Origin of the sequence: Kitasatospora sp. NPDC101447 (genome assembly GCF_044767225.1) — a bacterium.
Taxonomy (GTDB): domain Bacteria; phylum Actinomycetota; class Actinomycetes; order Streptomycetales; family Streptomycetaceae; genus Kitasatospora.
The window spans coordinates 57,768-73,272 of the sequence record NZ_JBIWNL010000036.1 but is presented as its reverse complement, the minus strand read 5'-3'; the positions used below and the strand labels follow the sequence as shown (position 1 = coordinate 73,272).

General features: G+C 74.4%; 14 protein-coding genes. 11 read left to right on the top strand and 3 right to left on the bottom strand.

Annotated features, from left to right (window positions below; all coding sequences use genetic code 11):
- Positions 1–54: 54 nt before the first annotated feature.
- From ACIRST_RS34120 to ACIRST_RS34080, 9 genes are all read left to right on the top strand, one after another.
- Positions 55–528 carry an Lrp/AsnC family transcriptional regulator gene (locus ACIRST_RS34120; RefSeq protein WP_030306695.1) on the top strand — a complete coding sequence of 158 codons (474 nt, stop codon included), beginning with the start codon at positions 55–57 and terminating at the stop codon, positions 526–528.
- Positions 525–1,919 (top strand): aspartate aminotransferase family protein, encoded by a 1,395-nt coding sequence (locus ACIRST_RS34115; RefSeq protein WP_350524569.1) that lies wholly within the window; start codon positions 525–527, stop codon positions 1,917–1,919. The genes ACIRST_RS34120 and ACIRST_RS34115 overlap by 4 nt, the downstream gene beginning before the upstream one ends.
- 336 nt (positions 1,920–2,255) lie before the next feature.
- Positions 2,256–3,011, top strand: a complete 756-nt coding sequence (locus ACIRST_RS34110) for an ABC transporter ATP-binding protein (RefSeq protein ID WP_402807320.1) — start codon at positions 2,256–2,258, stop codon at positions 3,009–3,011.
- 27 nt (positions 3,012–3,038) lie between these two features.
- Positions 3,039–4,190 (top strand): hypothetical protein, encoded by a 1,152-nt coding sequence (locus ACIRST_RS34105; RefSeq protein WP_402807317.1) that lies wholly within the window; start codon positions 3,039–3,041, stop codon positions 4,188–4,190.
- A gap of 280 nt (positions 4,191–4,470) precedes the next feature.
- Positions 4,471–5,310 carry an IS5 family transposase gene (locus ACIRST_RS34100; protein ID WP_402807314.1) on the top strand — a complete coding sequence of 280 codons (840 nt, stop codon included), beginning with the start codon at positions 4,471–4,473 and terminating at the stop codon, positions 5,308–5,310.
- 102 nt (positions 5,311–5,412) lie between these two features.
- Positions 5,413–6,069 carry a YigZ family protein gene (locus tag ACIRST_RS34095; RefSeq protein ID WP_402807311.1) on the top strand — a complete coding sequence of 219 codons (657 nt, stop codon included), beginning with the start codon at positions 5,413–5,415 and terminating at the stop codon, positions 6,067–6,069.
- 538 nt (positions 6,070–6,607) lie between these two features.
- On the top strand, positions 6,608–8,338 hold the full coding sequence (locus tag ACIRST_RS34090) for a hypothetical protein (RefSeq protein ID WP_402807309.1): 1,731 nt from the start codon (positions 6,608–6,610) through the stop codon (positions 8,336–8,338).
- Between the two features lie 116 nt (positions 8,339–8,454).
- Positions 8,455–10,233: a restriction endonuclease gene (locus ACIRST_RS34085; protein WP_402807306.1), complete on the top strand. Its 1,779-nt coding sequence runs from the start codon at positions 8,455–8,457 to the stop codon at positions 10,231–10,233.
- Between the two features lie 247 nt (positions 10,234–10,480).
- Positions 10,481–11,248, top strand: coding sequence for a ZIP family metal transporter (locus ACIRST_RS34080; RefSeq protein WP_350525481.1), 768 nt, complete (start codon positions 10,481–10,483; stop codon positions 11,246–11,248).
- A gap of 75 nt (positions 11,249–11,323) precedes the next feature.
- Here the strand turns inward: ACIRST_RS34080 and ACIRST_RS34075 are convergent, their stop codons facing one another.
- Positions 11,324–12,250, bottom strand: a complete 927-nt coding sequence (locus ACIRST_RS34075; protein WP_402807303.1) for a LysR family transcriptional regulator — start codon at positions 12,248–12,250, stop codon at positions 11,324–11,326.
- A gap of 73 nt (positions 12,251–12,323) precedes the next feature.
- Between ACIRST_RS34075 and ACIRST_RS34070 the strand changes: the two genes are divergently transcribed.
- Positions 12,324–13,388 carry an EamA family transporter gene (locus tag ACIRST_RS34070; RefSeq protein ID WP_402807301.1) on the top strand — a complete coding sequence of 355 codons (1,065 nt, stop codon included), beginning with the start codon at positions 12,324–12,326 and terminating at the stop codon, positions 13,386–13,388.
- Here ACIRST_RS34070 and ACIRST_RS34065 read toward each other — a convergent pair.
- A complete protein-coding gene (locus ACIRST_RS34065; RefSeq protein WP_350525479.1) occupies positions 13,279–13,887 on the bottom strand; it encodes a MarR family transcriptional regulator in 609 nt (202 codons plus the stop codon). The two genes, ACIRST_RS34070 and ACIRST_RS34065, sit on opposite strands and share 110 nt — an antisense overlap.
- 168 nt (positions 13,888–14,055) lie before the next feature.
- Here ACIRST_RS34065 and ACIRST_RS34060 point away from each other — a divergent pair, with 168 nt between their 5' ends.
- Positions 14,056–14,388: a DUF2218 domain-containing protein gene (locus tag ACIRST_RS34060; protein WP_402807298.1), complete on the top strand. Its 333-nt coding sequence runs from the start codon at positions 14,056–14,058 to the stop codon at positions 14,386–14,388.
- Here the strand turns inward: ACIRST_RS34060 and ACIRST_RS34055 are convergent.
- The gene (locus ACIRST_RS34055) at positions 14,361–15,017 is read right to left on the bottom strand and encodes a phosphatase PAP2 family protein (protein WP_402807295.1); all 657 of its coding nucleotides are present in this window, start codon (positions 15,015–15,017) and stop codon (positions 14,361–14,363) included. The genes ACIRST_RS34060 and ACIRST_RS34055 overlap by 28 nt on opposite strands.
- Positions 15,018–15,505 lie beyond the last annotated feature (488 nt).

Here is a 15,505-nt window from a genome sequence, read left to right as displayed (position 1 = left end):
AAATCAGCAGTTTCCACGCTTGCGAACGCGGGCCCGATCGGGCACAGTGGCCGCGTGGCCAACCGCGACCGGAACGCCAGCGTTCCCCTCGACGCCGCCTCCAAGGCGATCATCGAGCAGCTCCAGGAGGACGGGCGCCGCCCGTACGCCGCCATCGGCAAGGCCGTCGGCCTGTCCGAGGCGGCCGTACGGCAGCGCGTCCAGAAGCTGCTCGACCAGGGCGTGATGCAGATCGTCGCCGTCACGGACCCGCTCACCGTCGGCTTCACCCGCCAGGCGATGGTCGGGATCCGGGTCGAGGGTGACATCGAGCCCGTCGCCGACGCGCTGGCCGCCCTCGACGAGGTCGACTACGTGGTCTGCACCGCAGGCTCGTTCGACCTCCTGGCCGAACTGGTCTGCGAGGACGACGAGCACCTGCTCGAAATGATCAACAAGCGCATCCGCGCGCTTCCCGGCGTGCGGAGCACCGAGAGCTTCGTTTACCTGAAGCTCCGGAAACAGACCTACACCTGGGGCACCCGATGACAGCCGACCCGGCGCAGAAGGACCTTTCCAAGACCGCCTACGACCACCTGTGGATGCACTTCACCCGCATGTCGTCGTACGAGAACTCCCCCGTGCCGACGATCGTCAAGGGCGAGGGCACCTACATCTGGGACGACAAGGGCCGGAAGTACATCGACGGCCTGGCCGGCCTGTTCGTCGTGCAGGCCGGTCACGGCCGCACCGAGCTCGCCGAGGTCGCCGCCAAGCAGGCCAAGGAACTCGCGTTCTTCCCGATCTGGAGCTACGCGCACCCCAAGGCCGTCGAGCTGGCCGAGCGCCTGGCCAACTACGCCCCGGGCGACCTGAACAAGGTCTTCTTCTCCACCGGCGGCGGCGAGGCCGTCGAGACCGCCTGGAAGCTCGCCAAGCAGTACTTCAAGCTGATCGGCAAGCCGACCAAGTACAAGGTCATCTCCCGCGCCATCGCCTACCACGGCACCCCGCAGGGCGCGCTGTCGATCACCGGCCTGCCGGGCCTGAAGGCCCCGTTCGAGCCGCTGGTGCCGGGCACCCACAAGGCCCCGAACACCAACATCTACCGCGCCCCGCAGTACCTGGAGGGCCCCGACGGCACCGTCGACCCCGAGGCGTACGGCCGCTGGTGCGCCGACCAGGTCGAGGAGGCCATCCTCTTCGAGGGCCCCGAGACCGTCGCCGCCGTCTTCGTCGAGCCGGTGCAGAACGCCGGTGGCTGCTTCCCGCCGCCGCCCGGCTACTTCCAGCGCCTGCGCGAGATCTGCGACCGCCACGACGTGCTGCTGGTCTCGGACGAGGTCATCTGCGCCTTCGGCCGCCTCGGCACCATGTTCGGCGCCGACAAGTTCGGCTACGTGCCGGACATGATCACCTGCGCCAAGGGCATGACCTCGGGCTACTCCCCGATCGGCGCCACGATCATCTCGGACCGCATCGCCGAGCCGTTCTACAAGGGTGACAACACCTTCCTGCACGGCTACACCTTCGCCGGCCACCCGGTCTCCTCGGCCGTGGCGCTCGCCAACCTCGACATCTTCGAGCGCGAGGGCCTCAACCAGCACGTGCTCGACAACGAGTCGCGCTTCCTGGGCACCCTGAGCAAGCTGCGCGACCTGCCGATCGTCGGCGACGTCCGCGGCAACGGCTACTTCTACGGCATCGAGCTCGTGAAGGACAAGGTCACCAAGGAGACCTTCAACGACGAGGAGACCGAGCGCGTGCTCTACGGCTTCCTCTCGAAGGCCCTCTTCGACAACGGCCTGTACTGCCGCGCCGACGACCGTGGCGACCCGGTCGTCCAGCTGGCCCCGCCGCTGATCTCCGACCAGTCGACCTTCGACGAGATCGAGCAGATCCTGCGGACCAGCCTCACCGACGCGTGGGCGAAGCTCTGATCCCCTGAGCCCTCTTCCCCACCCTCCGCCGAAGGGCGGTCCCGCTCCCCGCGGGGCCGCCCTTCGGCGTTCCGCGCTCCTGGGGTTCCGCGCTCGTGGGCGTTCCGTGCTCCTGGGCTTCGCGCTCATGGGCGTGCCACGCGGCCGGGCGTCCCGCACCCTCCGCGTTCCGCAATCTTCGGCGTTCCGCAACCGGAACATCACAGTCGCACGACCAAACATGCCTGAATGCGGGTGATTTGCCCGTGATGGACCAGTGCGCCGCAACCGCGGCCCGCCCCTGTCGTTCTAATCTGACGACTGTCATATCCCTGCGGCCACCCAGGATGGAACCTGATGTCAGCGGCACCGCCTGACAACGACGTGCTGTGGGCCCGAGGGATCGTCAAGTCCCATCACGGCACCCCCGCCCTGCGCGGTATCTCGATCGGCGTCCGCGAGGGCGAGGTGCTCGCCGTCACCGGCCCGCGCGGCTCCGGGAAGAGCACCCTGCTGGGCTGCCTCTCCGCCCAACTCCCGGTCGACGAGGGCGAGGTCTGGTTCAACAGCGCCCCCGTGCACACCCTCGCCCGGTCCGGCCGCGAACGGCTGCGCCGCGACCGCTTCGGCTTCGTCGGCTCCGAACCGCACCTGGTCCCCGAGCTGACCGCCCGGGAGAACGTCGCCCTGCCACTGCTGCTCGCCGGGGCCGGCAACAAGGCCGCCTACACCGCCGCCGACGAGTGGCTGGAGCGCCTCGACGTCGGCGACTTCGCCGGGCATCGCCCCGAGCGGCTGGTCCAGAGCCAGCGCCAGCGGGTCGCCGTCGCCCGTGCCCTGGCCCCGCTGCCGCCCGTGGTCTTCGCCGACGACCCCACCGCCCCGCTGCACCGCGAGGCCGCCGACCAGGTCATGCGGATACTGACCAGCGCGTCCCGCTCGCACCAGCTCACCCTCGTCCTCGCCACCCACGACCCCGAGCTCGTCCGGTTCGCGGACCGCTCCGTCGCCCTCGTCGACGGACGGCTCACCGCCCCCGCCACCCCCGTCCCGCGCGGCGCCGCCGCGCCCGGTGCCTCCGGAGCGACCGCCGTCACGGCAACCCGCCACTGACGACGCCGAGCCGCTGAAAGAGTCGACGTGTTCTATCTCCGTCTGGCCCGGGGCTACCGGGTGCCCGACCTGGGCCGCTGGCTGCTCACCGCGCTGGCCGCCGCCGTGGTCGCAGCCTTCCTGCTGCGCTCCCTCGGCCGGGCGATGAGCGCCCCGCTCGGCGGCGCCGACCCGCTGGTCCGGCTGCTCTGGTGCCTGCCCCCGCTGGCCGCCGTCGCCTGGTTCGCGGCCGTCGCCGCCCGCGCCGTGCCCGCCCGGCGCCCCGAGCGGATCGCCGGCCTCACCGCCGCCGGGGCCGGCTCCCGCCGGATCCGGACCCTGATCGCCGGCGAGGTCGCCCTCGCCTGCACCCTCGGCAGCGTGCTCACCCTGCTGGTCTTCCTGGTGCTGCGCAACGACATCGCCGGGCCCTCGCTCGCCCCCGACCTCGGCATGGGCGTGCCGCTGCCGGCCGCCGCGCCGGTCACCCTGCTCGCCCTGGTCCCGCTCACCGCCGGCATCGCCGCCGCCTGCGCGGTGCCCGTCACCGAGAACCTGCCCGGCGGACGCACCCGCCGCCGCACCGGGTTCGGCGCCTGGCGGATCGCCCTGCCGATCGGGCTGGTCGTGATCGGCGCCGCGCTCGAACTCATCGCCCTGCGCCCCGGCGCCGCCGCCGACGGCCGCCCGGTCCACCTGCCCGCCGGACTCGGCAGCACCAGCACCGCCGCCCTCGGCGGCTGGGCGGCGAGCGCGCTCGGCCTCGCCCTGCTCACCGGACCGCTGCTGGCCTGGGCCGGACGGCTGCTGGCTGTCGGCCGGCCCACCCCGCTGCGGCTGCTCGCCGGACGCGGGCTCACCGCCCAGGCCCCGCGCCTCGGCGCGCCGCTGGCCGTCCTCGCCCTCACCGTCGCGCTGGTGCTCACCACCGTCCGCTTCTGGATCGGCACCCCCGACAGCGCCGACGCACTGCCCGCCGTCGAGGCCTGCCTGGTGCTCGGCTGCGCCGCCGCCGCGGTGGTCGCCCGGCTGGCCGAGGTCCGCACCGACCGCCGCGACGTAACCGAAGCGCTGCTGCGCCTCGGCACCTCGCCCCGGCTGCTGTTCGGCGCGGTCGCGCTGCGCACCCTGGCGGCCGGCACCACGCTGCTGCTGACCGGCGGCGCGACCGCCGCCCTGGCGGCCGCCGGACTGCGGTAGGGCCCGTCTTCAAGCTCCCGCAGGCGGGGGCTTGAAGACGGGCTCTAACTGGGCGTTTCGTCCACGAGAGAGCCGGTTGATGCCGGTTCCGGGGGCGTCCACTCGACTCGCTTGTGGTGACTCCGGGGGCTGTGGCGACAGGAGCGCCGCCACTGCACAAATGTCCGCCGGAACTGTGCGGTTTCTCCTGTCTCATCCCAAGAAGCCAGGCCGGAACGCGTTTGTCTCTAGAGAACCGCAAGCCCTGGGCAGAGTGACGATCCCGCAGTATGCCGTCATCATGACGGATCGTCGACCGTATCCGAGCGACCTGTCCGATGCCCGCTGGGCCCTGGTCGAGCCCACCCTCACCGCCTGGCGCCAGGAACGCACCGCTCGCGCGCTCGCGTTCGGCCGGCCACCCGAGCACGAGCTGCGCGACCTGCTGGACGCGATCCTCTATGTCGACCGCACCGGCATCCCCTGGCGCTACCTCCCACACGACTACCCGCCCTGGGAAACCGTCTACACCTACTTCGCCCGCTGGCAGAAGGAAGGCGTGTTCGAGCAGCTCAACGGCCTGCTACGCCGCCTCGTCCGCACCCGCGAGGGGCGGAATCCCGAGCCGTCGGCCTGCATCATCGACTCCCAGAGCATCAAGACCTCCACAAACGTCCCCGCTGCCACCCAGGGCGTCGATGTCGGAAAGAGGATCGTCGGCAGGAAACGCAACATCGTCACCGACACGATCGGCCTCCTGCTCGCGGTGCTGGTCACCGCCGCGAGCGTCCAGGACGGCACCGCCGGCCGACAGCTGCTGACCGCGGTCGCGGCCGAGCACCCCACCATCCGCAAGGTCTGGGCCGACATGGGCTACAAGAACGCTGTCGTCGAACACGGCGCCACCCTCGGCATCGACGTCGAGATCGTCCGCCGCGACCCCGCCACCAGGGGATTTGTCGTCCAACCCCGCCGCTGGGTGGTCGAACGCAGCTTTGGATGGCTCATGAACCACCGCCGCCTGGCCCGCGACTACGAGGCCCTCCCCGAACGCTCCGAAGCCATGGTCCACGTCGCAATGATCGCCCTCATGACCCGCCGACTCACCGGCGAAACCACCCCGACCTGGCACGGAACCTGAGCCTCGAAACCAGGGACGAAACGCCCAGTTAGGCTGGCGGTGCCGCCCCGGCGACCGGGGTGCGCCGCCAGCCGTCGCCGTTCCCGGGAGAAGCACCGCGCCATGTCCGCCACGCCGGAGCCCACCGCCAGGCCGTACCTCACCATCCGGCAGGCCGGCAGCCACGAGATCGAGATCAAGAAGTCCCGGTTCATCTGCCACCTCGCCCGGGTCACCGACGAGGAGGAGGCGCAGGCCTTCATCGCCGGCATCCGCAAGCAGTACTGGGACGCCCGGCACAACTGCACCGCCTTCGTGGTCGGCGACGAGCAGCGCCGCGAGCGCTCCAGCGACGACGGCGAGCCCGGCGGCACGGCCGGGGTGCCGATGCTGGAGGTGCTCCGCCGACGCGGCCTGACCGACACGGTCGCCGTGGTCACCAGGTACTTCGGCGGGATCAAGCTCGGGGCGGGCGGCCTAGTGCGGGCGTACGGCAACGCGGTGTCCGAGGCGGTGGACGGGATCGGCCTGCTGGAGCGCCGGCCGGTCGCGCTGCTCGCGGTGACGGTGGACCACGTCCGGGCCGGGCGGCTGGAGAACGACCTGCGGGCGGCCGGGTACGCGGTGAACGACCTGGCCTACGAGGCGTCGGGGGTGCGGATCGAGGTGGGCGTGCCGGAGCCCGGGGTGGCGGCCTTCCACACCTGGCTGGCCGAGGCGACCGGCGGCTCCGCTGCGGCCGTCCCGGCCGGACGCACCTACGTCGAGGTCCCGGTCTGAGCACCCGGCGCGGCGACGCCGGTCCACGTGCGCATCGGGCGCGGCCCCGGGGCCGAACCCGTGGTACCGGTCGCGAACCACGCGGCCCCGGCGGGCTGCCCGTCGGCCGTCCCGTCCCGGCGCCCGCCCGGAACCGCAGCTCAGCGGGGCACGACGGGGCCCGAGCGGGTCCGGGCGTCGGGGCGGGAGCCCGTGCGGCGCGGCACCTCGCGCACCCTCCGCGGGCGGCGTCCGGTAGCCCAGGCCCTGCGCCACGCGGAAGACGGCTTGAACAGATTCACTCGAACGTAGGGTCGTGGCCCGGAGTTGGAACTTCCGCTCCGGGCCATGGCGTTTCCTGGGCAAGGATCCGGCGGAACCGGACGAAACCCATCGATGGAGGACACAGGACCCCACCCCGCACCACGGAGGTATGCGCATGACCTCAGACCGTTGGACTTCAGACCGTTCGACCCCGACTCGCCCGACCTCGAACCGCGCCCGCTCGCACGCCGGTTCCGACCTCCCCGGCCCCCGCGGTCCCGCGACGCCCTACCGGATGACCGTCACCACGGCGCTCCCGCACGCCGAGGCGGTTTCTCTGGCCGACCAACAGCTCGCCTCCTGGCTGAAGCAGGAGGGCTGCGACGAGCCCCCGCCGGCGTCCGATGCACCGCCCCCCGAGCCGCCGGGCCTCGCCGAACGCCTCCGCCTGGGCGAGCGCGTCCTGCTCGACCGCGACCACGGCCCGCTGCGCGGCGGCCCGGGCGCCGGCCGCTACGACCGCCGCCGCCTGCGCACCCCGGCCCCGCACGGCACCCAGCAGCTCACGCTCACCGTGGCCACCGGCGCCGACGGCTCCACCTGGGTCCGGCTGGAGGCCGAGACGCACAGCACCGGCAGCGGCGTACGCACCCCCTGCCGGGTGCCGGTGCCCGAGCTGGCCCGCTCGCTGCTGCCGCTGCTCGACGCCGCCGACGGCCCGGCCGCCGTCCACACGGCGCCCCGGGTGATCACGGCCGCCGAGGTCGACGCCCTGATCGACGAGCTGTGCGACCCGGAACGCCGGCTGCCCACCGTGGTCGCCAGCGTCCCGGTGAACCTCCCGGTCGACCACTGGGTGGCGGACGTGGTCGGCCCGCTCTGTCACCAGCTGCCCGGCCTCGCCACCGCCTACGTCCTGGATCCCGGCGCCCGCACCGGATTCAACGTCGCGCTGGAGTACCACTCGGTGTACGGCGGGGCGGTGCGCACCTACCTGCCCGAGGTGGACCCGGCCTCCCGGCTGGACGGTGCACGACACCCGGTGCTCGCCCGGGGCCGAATAGAACAGGACCTGCGGCGCGCCGCCGGGCTGCTCGCCCGCGAACCGCGCCGCCTCGCCGCCGACCAGCCGCTGCCGGTACCGCTGGCGGCCGTTCCGGTGCTGCGCGTCCCGCCGCCGCAGCTCCGCCCGGCCTCCGGGCGGGCCGCCGACTCGACCGTCGTGCATCGGAGTGCCGCGCACCCGGGTGCCGACGGGGCCGTCGTCCGGGCCGAACTGGCCGCCCTCGCCCACGAGGAGCAGCAGGACCGCGCCGAGCAGCAGGCCAGGGCCGACGAACTGGAGCGGGTCCGGCACAGCTTGCGCCTGGAGCGCCGCGACCGCCACGACACCCGGGACGGCCGGGACGGCCGGGACGCCCACGAGGGTCGTCTCCGGTCCGGCCCCCGCGCCCTGACCGGCCGCCACTGCACCACCCCGGGCGCCGGGCCGGCACTCGGTCCGCGCTTCGCCGCCCAGCCCGCCGACCCCTGCGGCAAGCCCGAGAGTTTCACCGAACTCATGGTCAGGATGGGCGAGTTCACGCTGCTGACGTTCACCGGGGACCAGAAGAGCGCGCTCGCCCTGGACGAGCTCCAGCGCGTCGGTGCCGGCTGGGCCCGACTCGCCTGGGACGGTCTGACCGCCCTTCAGGAGTACGCGGAGGCGGCCGTGTGCGGCAGGGCCGGCGGCGACTTCAAGCAGTGGTGCGAGCACACACCGGAGGGCTGCCACCGCTTCCCGCCGCGCAAGGCCGTGCGCGGGGAGTCCAGGACGGTGTTCAGCCACACCAAATGGAAACGCGAGCGGATGCTGCCGGTGCCGGAATGCGTCGACGCCTCCCGGCGTGCGTTCATGGGCGCGCACCTGCGGATCGGCGGCGGTCGGACCGCACCCCGGCTGCACTACCTGGACGACTGTTCCGGCAGTGGCCGGATCTACGTCGGTTACATCGGTCTGCACCTGACCAACACCCGGACCAACTGACGGGCTTGGCTGACCGCCGCGCCCGTTCGGTGGACAATGTCCGGCAGGGGGTGGGTCCGCAGGCTCGCCGACCGCCCCCGGGCAGGCGCCGGACGAGCATGGGGGAACGACGACCGATGCAGCACTCAGCAGACGGCCGGTCCGACGGCAGCACCACCGTCCGGGTCCCCCAGCCGGGCTTCCTCGCCTCGGTCTTCCGCGACCTCGGCGTCGACGAGGCCGCGGAGCCGGACGCCGACGCCACCGGCTGTCCCGGCGGGGACCCGGCCGTTGACGGTCGGGCCGGTGACGGCCCGTCCGTCCCGGGCCCCGCCGGGGGCGCAGGCCGGGGCGGGGCCCGCCCGAGCGCCGTCGATCCCGGCCCGGCCGCGCCCGACACGGGTGAGCCGGACGCGGCCGGGCCGGGCGCCGGTGCCCCGGGCCCGGCCGACCCGGACGAGGCCGTCGCGGCGCACGCCCGGGCCGCCGCCCTGACCCACCACCGCACGGTCACCGTCCAGGCCGAGCACGACCGGCTCACCGACCTGCTGCGGCGGGCCGCGCTGCCCGTCTCGGCCATGGACTTCGAGAGCCAGCTGCGCCACTACGAGCCCCGGCCCTACCCGGCCGACGGCCCGGGCACCGCCGACGTGCCGGAGCCCCGCTGGGAGGACTTCGCACCCGCCGAGCCGGCCTCGGCCGACCCGGCGGCCGGCCCGTCCCGCCGACTGCTCGACTCCGGCTACCAGCGCGAACTCGCCGGGGCCAGGCTCGCCCACCAGCGCGCCCTGCGGGAGTGGCGCACCCGCCGGGCCGAGGCCGGCAGCCCGGCCGCGGACGAGTCCCGCCGTGCCCACGAGGCGGCCGAGGAGGCCCGCGCCCGTGCGGTGCGCGAGTACAACGAGAGCCTGGAGGAGTGCCGACGGGCCTACCGGCTGGCCGAGCCCGCCGCCGTGGAGTCACTGCTGGAGCGGGCGCTGGCCGCGGCGGAGACCGCGACCCAGGACCTGCCCGCCGCCTGCCGGGCGGTGTTCCGTCCGCTCACCCGCACGGCGGTGCTGGACCTCGACCTGCCGCCGCTCGACCTGGTGCCCTCGCTCGCCGGCTACCGGCTCGCCCCGGACGGCGACATCGTCCCGGTGCCGCGCCCGCCGGCCGACCGGGCCACCGACTACCTGCGGCTGGTCGCCCGGCTCGCCCTGCGCGCCCTGCAGGCCGCCGACGCGGTGGACACCGACGAGATACTCGCCGGCGTCGTCCTCAACGGCTGGCTGCGCGAGCCCGGCGCGGCCGAACCGCTCTGCCTGGTCAGCGTGGACGCCGACCGCGACGCGCTGGCCCGCACCCGGCTGCTGCCGCCGGAGACCCCGTACGAGGAGCGCGACGACGAGGGCGTCTACGCCGACGCCGAGCAGGACGAGGCCCTCGTCCGGCTGCGACAGCTCGGTGCGGCCGTCACCCCGGACCCGTACGACCGGGCGGGTGTCCGGCCGGCCGCCCGGGCCGGGGCCACCGTGCCGGCCGCGTCCGACCTGTCCGCCAACGAGTTCGCCCAGCTGGTGCGCGACCTGCTCACCCGGGGCGGGATCGCCCAGTGGAGCGTCCGGCTGCGCGGCCCGGCCGGGCTGGTCGCCACCGGGGAGGGCGCACCCGGCAGCGCACTGCCCGGCCGCTGGGTGGTCTGGGCCTCCCGGGGCCCGGAGCCGGTCGCCGCGGAGGAGCTCGTCACGCTGGCGGAGGCGGTCGACGAGGAGTCCGCCGAGCGCGGCCTGCGATTGACCACCGGCGGGTTCAGCGACGAGGCCCTGGACCTCGCCGCGGAGGACGGCCACCGCCACATCCACCTGGTCGACGGCGACGGCGTCCGCGAGCTCGCCCGCACCCACCTCGGCCTGCCGCTCGCCGTCGGCCGCTGACCCTCCCACCAGCGGCATCACCCCGACAGTCCGTCCGGCGGGCGCCCCGCCACGTCCGGACCGAGGCTGAGGAACGGGCCCCGGCCCCGCCCGGCACCCCGGTCGACAGCCGTCGAACGGCCGTCCGGTACGGTCGGCGGTCGGCCCGGCGACGGGCGGACCCCAGGGGGAGAGGAATGGGCAGAGCGCTCGGCAGACCACACGGCGGCACCGGCCACCCGGCCGCACCTGCGACGGAGGCGGCCCGATGACCGCCGTCCTGGTCGCCGCGGGGGCGTTCCTGATGACCCTGATCGGCGGCTTCGTCGCCCAGCGCACCGGCGACCGCCGCCACCTGGTGCTCGGCTTCGCGGCCGGACTGATGCTCGGCGTGGTCGCCTTCGACCTGCTGCCCGAGGCGATCGACCAGGCGCCGGGCGAGGTGCACGGCGTCCCGCAGGCACTGCTGATGTTCGCGGCCGGTTTCCTCACCATCCACGTCGTCGAGCGCGCGGTGGCCATCCACCGCGGCCACGAGGGCGAGTACGCCGAGCACACCCACGGCGGCCACCACCACGGGCACGCCCACGGCGCCGGGCACCAGGGCGTCGGGCTGACGGCCGCCCTGGCGCTGGTCGGCCACAGCGTGATGGACGGCTTCGCGATCGGCGCCGCCTTCCAGGCCGGCACCACGGTCGGCACGGTGGTGGCCATCGCGGTGGTCGCCCACGACTTCGCGGACGGCTTCAACACCTACACGATCACCCGGCTGTACGGGAACAACCGGCGCCGGGCGTTGACGCTGCTCGCGGCCGACGCGATCGCCCCGGTGTCCGGCGCCGCGATCACCCTGGCGTTCACCATCCCGGAGCACCTGCTCGGCCTCTACCTGGGCTTCTTCTCCGGCTTCCTGCTCTACCTGGCGACCTCCGACATCCTCCCCGAGGCGCACAGCCCGCACCCCTCCCGCACCACCCTGCTGTGCACCCTCGCCGGGGTCGGCTTCATGTGGCTGGTGATCGGCCTCGCCAAGTGAGGCCGCCGAGGTAGCCGGGAGGCCGCGGAGGCAGCCGAGGCAGCCGGGAGGCCGGGTGACCCGGCCGTCCGGGGGTCAGCGGACTTCCGCACCCCCCGAGGCCTGCAGCCGCCCCCACCCCTCCCGCATCGCGGCCAGCGCCTCGGTGATGGCCGGCCGCCGGGACGCCCCGGAGCGCCAGAGCGCGAAGACCCGCCGGCTCGGCTCCGGCGTCACCCGGCGGGCCGCCACCCCGGGCGGCAGTGGCCCCCGCCCGAGCTTCGGCACCAGGCCCATCCCGAGACCGGCCGCGACCAGCGCGATCTGCGTCTCGAACTCGCCGACCTGGTAGCGCACGTCCGGCTCCTCCCCGACCTCGCGCAGGGTGCGGACCAGCCAGTCGTGGCAGATGTTGCCCGGCGGCACGCTGATCCAGCGCTGCCCGCACAGCCGCTCCACCGGTACCGGGTCGAGCGCGGCCAGCTCGTCGTCGGCGGGCAGCAGCAGGTCCACCGGGTCCGTCCCGAGCTCCATCCGGGAGACCCCGTCCTGCACCGGGAGCGGCACGGTCGGCCAGTCCTGGACCAGCGCCAGGTCGACCTCCCCCCGGGCCACCAGATCGGCCGCCGGGTACGGATCGCGCTCCAGCAGCCGTACGTCCAGCTCGGGGCAACGCCGCCGCAGATCGGCCAGCACCCCGGGCATCAGCCCGCGCGCCCCGGAGGCGAACGCGGCCACCAGCAGCCGCCCGACCGCCTGGCCGCGCTGCTCCTCCAGCCGCACCTCGGCCTGCTCCACCAGCCCCAGCACGGTCTGCGCGGTGCCGGCCAGCTCGCGCGCCGCGTCGGTCAGCACCACGCCCCGGCCCTGCCGTTCCAGCAGCACCGTCCTGGTCTCCCGCTCCAGCTTGGCGATCTGCTGCGAGACCGCCGAGGGCGTGAAGCCGAGCGCGGCCGCCGCCCCGCCGACCGAGCCGTGCACCGCCACGGCGTGCAGCGCCCGCAGGCGCCCCAGGTCCATCATGCAGCGATCCTAAAGTGTCTCCTTCAGTATTCATCGCTGGTGCTACACGGTTCCGCGCCGCCATGCTCGACCCATGACCGCGACACCCGCCGCCGCGCGCGGCACCGGCAGCACCGGCGCCATCGGCACCACGAGCACGACCATGAGCGCGAACGCGAACCCGAGCACGAGCGGTACGGCGACGGGCGGCAGGGGCATGAGTGCGCCCCACATCGCCCTGGCCGTCCTGGTGGCCGCCGTCTGGGGCCTCAACTTCGTCCTCATCCACGTCGGACTGGACAACTTCCCGCCGCTGCTCTTCTGCGCCCTGCGGTTCGCCGTCGTCGCCGTGCCGGCGGTCTTCTTCGTCGGCCCGCCCAAGGTGGCCTGGCGCTGGGTGGTGGCGGTCGGCGTGGTCCTCGGCGTGGTCAAGTTCGGGCTGCTCTTCCTCGGCATGCACGCCGGGATGCCGGCCGGCCTCTCCTCCCTGGTGCTCCAGGGGCAGGCCGGTTTCACCGCGCTGTTCGCCGCGGTGCTGCTGCGCGAACGCGCCGGCGGGCAGCGGCTGCTGGGCCTGGCCGTCGCCTTCGCGGGCATCGCGCTGAGCGCGTACGACCAGGGCGCCGGAGGCCCGCTGGGCGCCTTCGTGCTGGTCGTCCTGGCCGCCGTCGCCTGGGGCCTGGCCAACGTGCTGACCCGCAAGGCGGCGCCGCCGGACGCGCTGCGCTGGATGGTCTGGGTCAGCGCCGTCCCGCCGCTGCCGCTGCTGGGCCTGTCCCTGCTGGTCGAGGGCCCCGGGGCGGACCTGCGCGCGCTGCGCGACATCACCCCCGCCGGGCTCGGCGCGATCGGCTACGTCGGGCTCGTCTCCACCCTGCTGGGCTTCGTCGCCTGGAGCTTCCTGCTGCGCACCTACGACGCCACGGCCGTCGCGCCCTACTCGCTGCTGGTGCCGGTGTTCGGGATGTCCTCGGCCTGGCTGCTGCTCGGCGAGCGGGTCACTCCGGCGGCCGCCGCGGCCGCGCTGCTGGTGATCGCCGGGATCGGGATCACCGCGCTGCGTCCGGGGGTGCCGAGCGCCGTGGCGGCCCGGCTGCGAGGAACCGGGCCTCGGCGGAGCGCAGCACTCGCAGCAGCACCTCCTCGTCGGCGGGGCTGACCTCGCCGAAGTACTCCTGTGCCACCTCGTCGCGGACCTGCCCGATCCGCTCCACCGCGGCGCGACCGGCCTCGGTCAGCAGGATCCGCACGGCCCGCCGGTCGGCAGGGTCGGGGCTGCGCTCGACCAGACCGGCCTCCTCCAGCGCGTCGACCACGGTGGTGGCCGAGCGCGGGGCGATGTGCAGCTTGTCGGCGAGGTCGCTCAGCCGCATCGCGCGGTCCGGCGTCTCGCAGCCCGGCACGTGGGCGAGGGTGCGCAGCGCCCGGGCCTGGCCGGGGGTGATGCCGTACGGCTCCAGTCGCCAGCCGGTCTGGCGGCGGATCCGCTTGATCGCCCTGGTCATCGCGTCGGCCAGTTCGGCGGCGGAGGCGGGGGAGTCGGCGGAACCGGCGGAGTCGGCGGAACCGCCGAACGCGGGGGACTCGGGGGAGCCGGGGGAGCAGGGCCGGGGGTCGGAGGAGGAGTCCGCCGGGTCGTCGGTCGGCGTGGTGGTCATCGGCGGTCTCCTCGGCTGGTGTCCGGCCAAGCCTAGCGACCGGTCCGGCGCTCCCGGTGGGTCGGCCGACGACGGTCGGAGAAATATGTTGAGCTTAGCTCAGTATCTGCGTTAGCGTAGGCGTCAACTGAGGGGACCCTAAGTCCCCTCCATCACCCTGGAGGGCCCATGCCCGTTTCCACCGCACGCGTCACCACCGACCGCCCCGGCCGGTACGCCAAGCAGCTCGCCGCCCACATGGGGCGCAAGATCGAGGCCGCCTACTCCGAGGAGACCGGCCGCGGCACGCTGGTCTTCGGCGCCGGCACCGCCACCCTGGAGGCGCAGCCCGACGCGCTGCTGCTCACCGTCGAGGGCGAGCGCGAGAACCTGCCCGACCTGGAGGACGTCGTCGGCCGCCACCTCGTCCGCTTCGGCGCCCGCGACGAGCTCGTCGTCGAGTGGCATCGCGACAACGGCGAGGCCGGCCTTGTTCACCGCAACGAGGACCCCGAGGCCTGACGCCCCCCGACCTCCGGCCGGGGCAGCCACCGGTCGAGCGGCCACAGCACCAGGACGGCCAGGCACCAACTGGCCACCACGTCCAGCAGCCAGTGGAAGTCGCTCCACACCAGCCCCGCGCCCACCCCGAGCGCCAGCACAGCCGCGCCCGCCGCCAGCCCCCGGGCGGCGCGCGGCCCCGACACCCGTGCCAGCAGCAGCGCCGCCACCCCGTACGAGATCGTCGCGGTCGCCGTGTGCCCGGACGGGTACCAGCCCCACTGCTCCGGTGTCAGCGGATCCCCGAGCGGGCCCGGCCGGGCGAAGGCCGCCTTCGCCGGGACCACCAGCAGCGGGATCAGCCCCGCCGTCAGCGCCGCCACCGGCAGCGGCAGCCACCAGCGACCGGCCCCGGACCGGCGCCACCACCACGCGGCCGACCCGCCCGCCAGCAGCAGCGCCGGGATCGCCGGGACGCTGCTGCCCAGATCCGACAGGGCGTGGCCGAGGTGGTCGAACAGTGCGCTCGGGGCATCGCGGCGAGCCGTGTGCACGGCCCGGCGGACCCAGCGGTCCAGCCCGAGCAGCGGCCCGGCCACCGCCACCTGCCAGGACACCGCCAGCAGCACCACCGCCACCACCACCGGCACGGCCGACGACCGCGCCGCCCGGGCCGGTCCGGCGGTCCGCCGGTCCGACCGGACCGGGACAGCGGACAGCCGCCCCGGAGCAGGGGGGAGAGCTCCGGGGCGGCTCTGATGATCGCCGTTCCGCGCGCCCCGGGGGGTGTGGGTCGGACGGTCGGTCGATCGGCCTTCGGTATGCACCACCCCTCCCGGGGCGGCCTGGTTGTCCTCGCGGGGCGCGCGCGGACCCACCCCCGAGGGAGGCTCCGCGGACGGCTCCGCCAATGGCTGAGGCTCGCTGTCCATCTGCGATGACACTACGTCAACAGCCCTTCCACGCCGAGTGCCTTCAGCGATTCCGCACATCATCTTCACCCCGCCCCGGGCAACCCCCGGGGTCCCCCGTCGATCATGCCCGGCCGCCGTGCCGGGCCCGCGAACAGCCTCCCCGCACAACCGAACGGCCCGTGCGGACCAGAGGTCCCCACGGGCCGTTCAGCGCTGTCCGGACA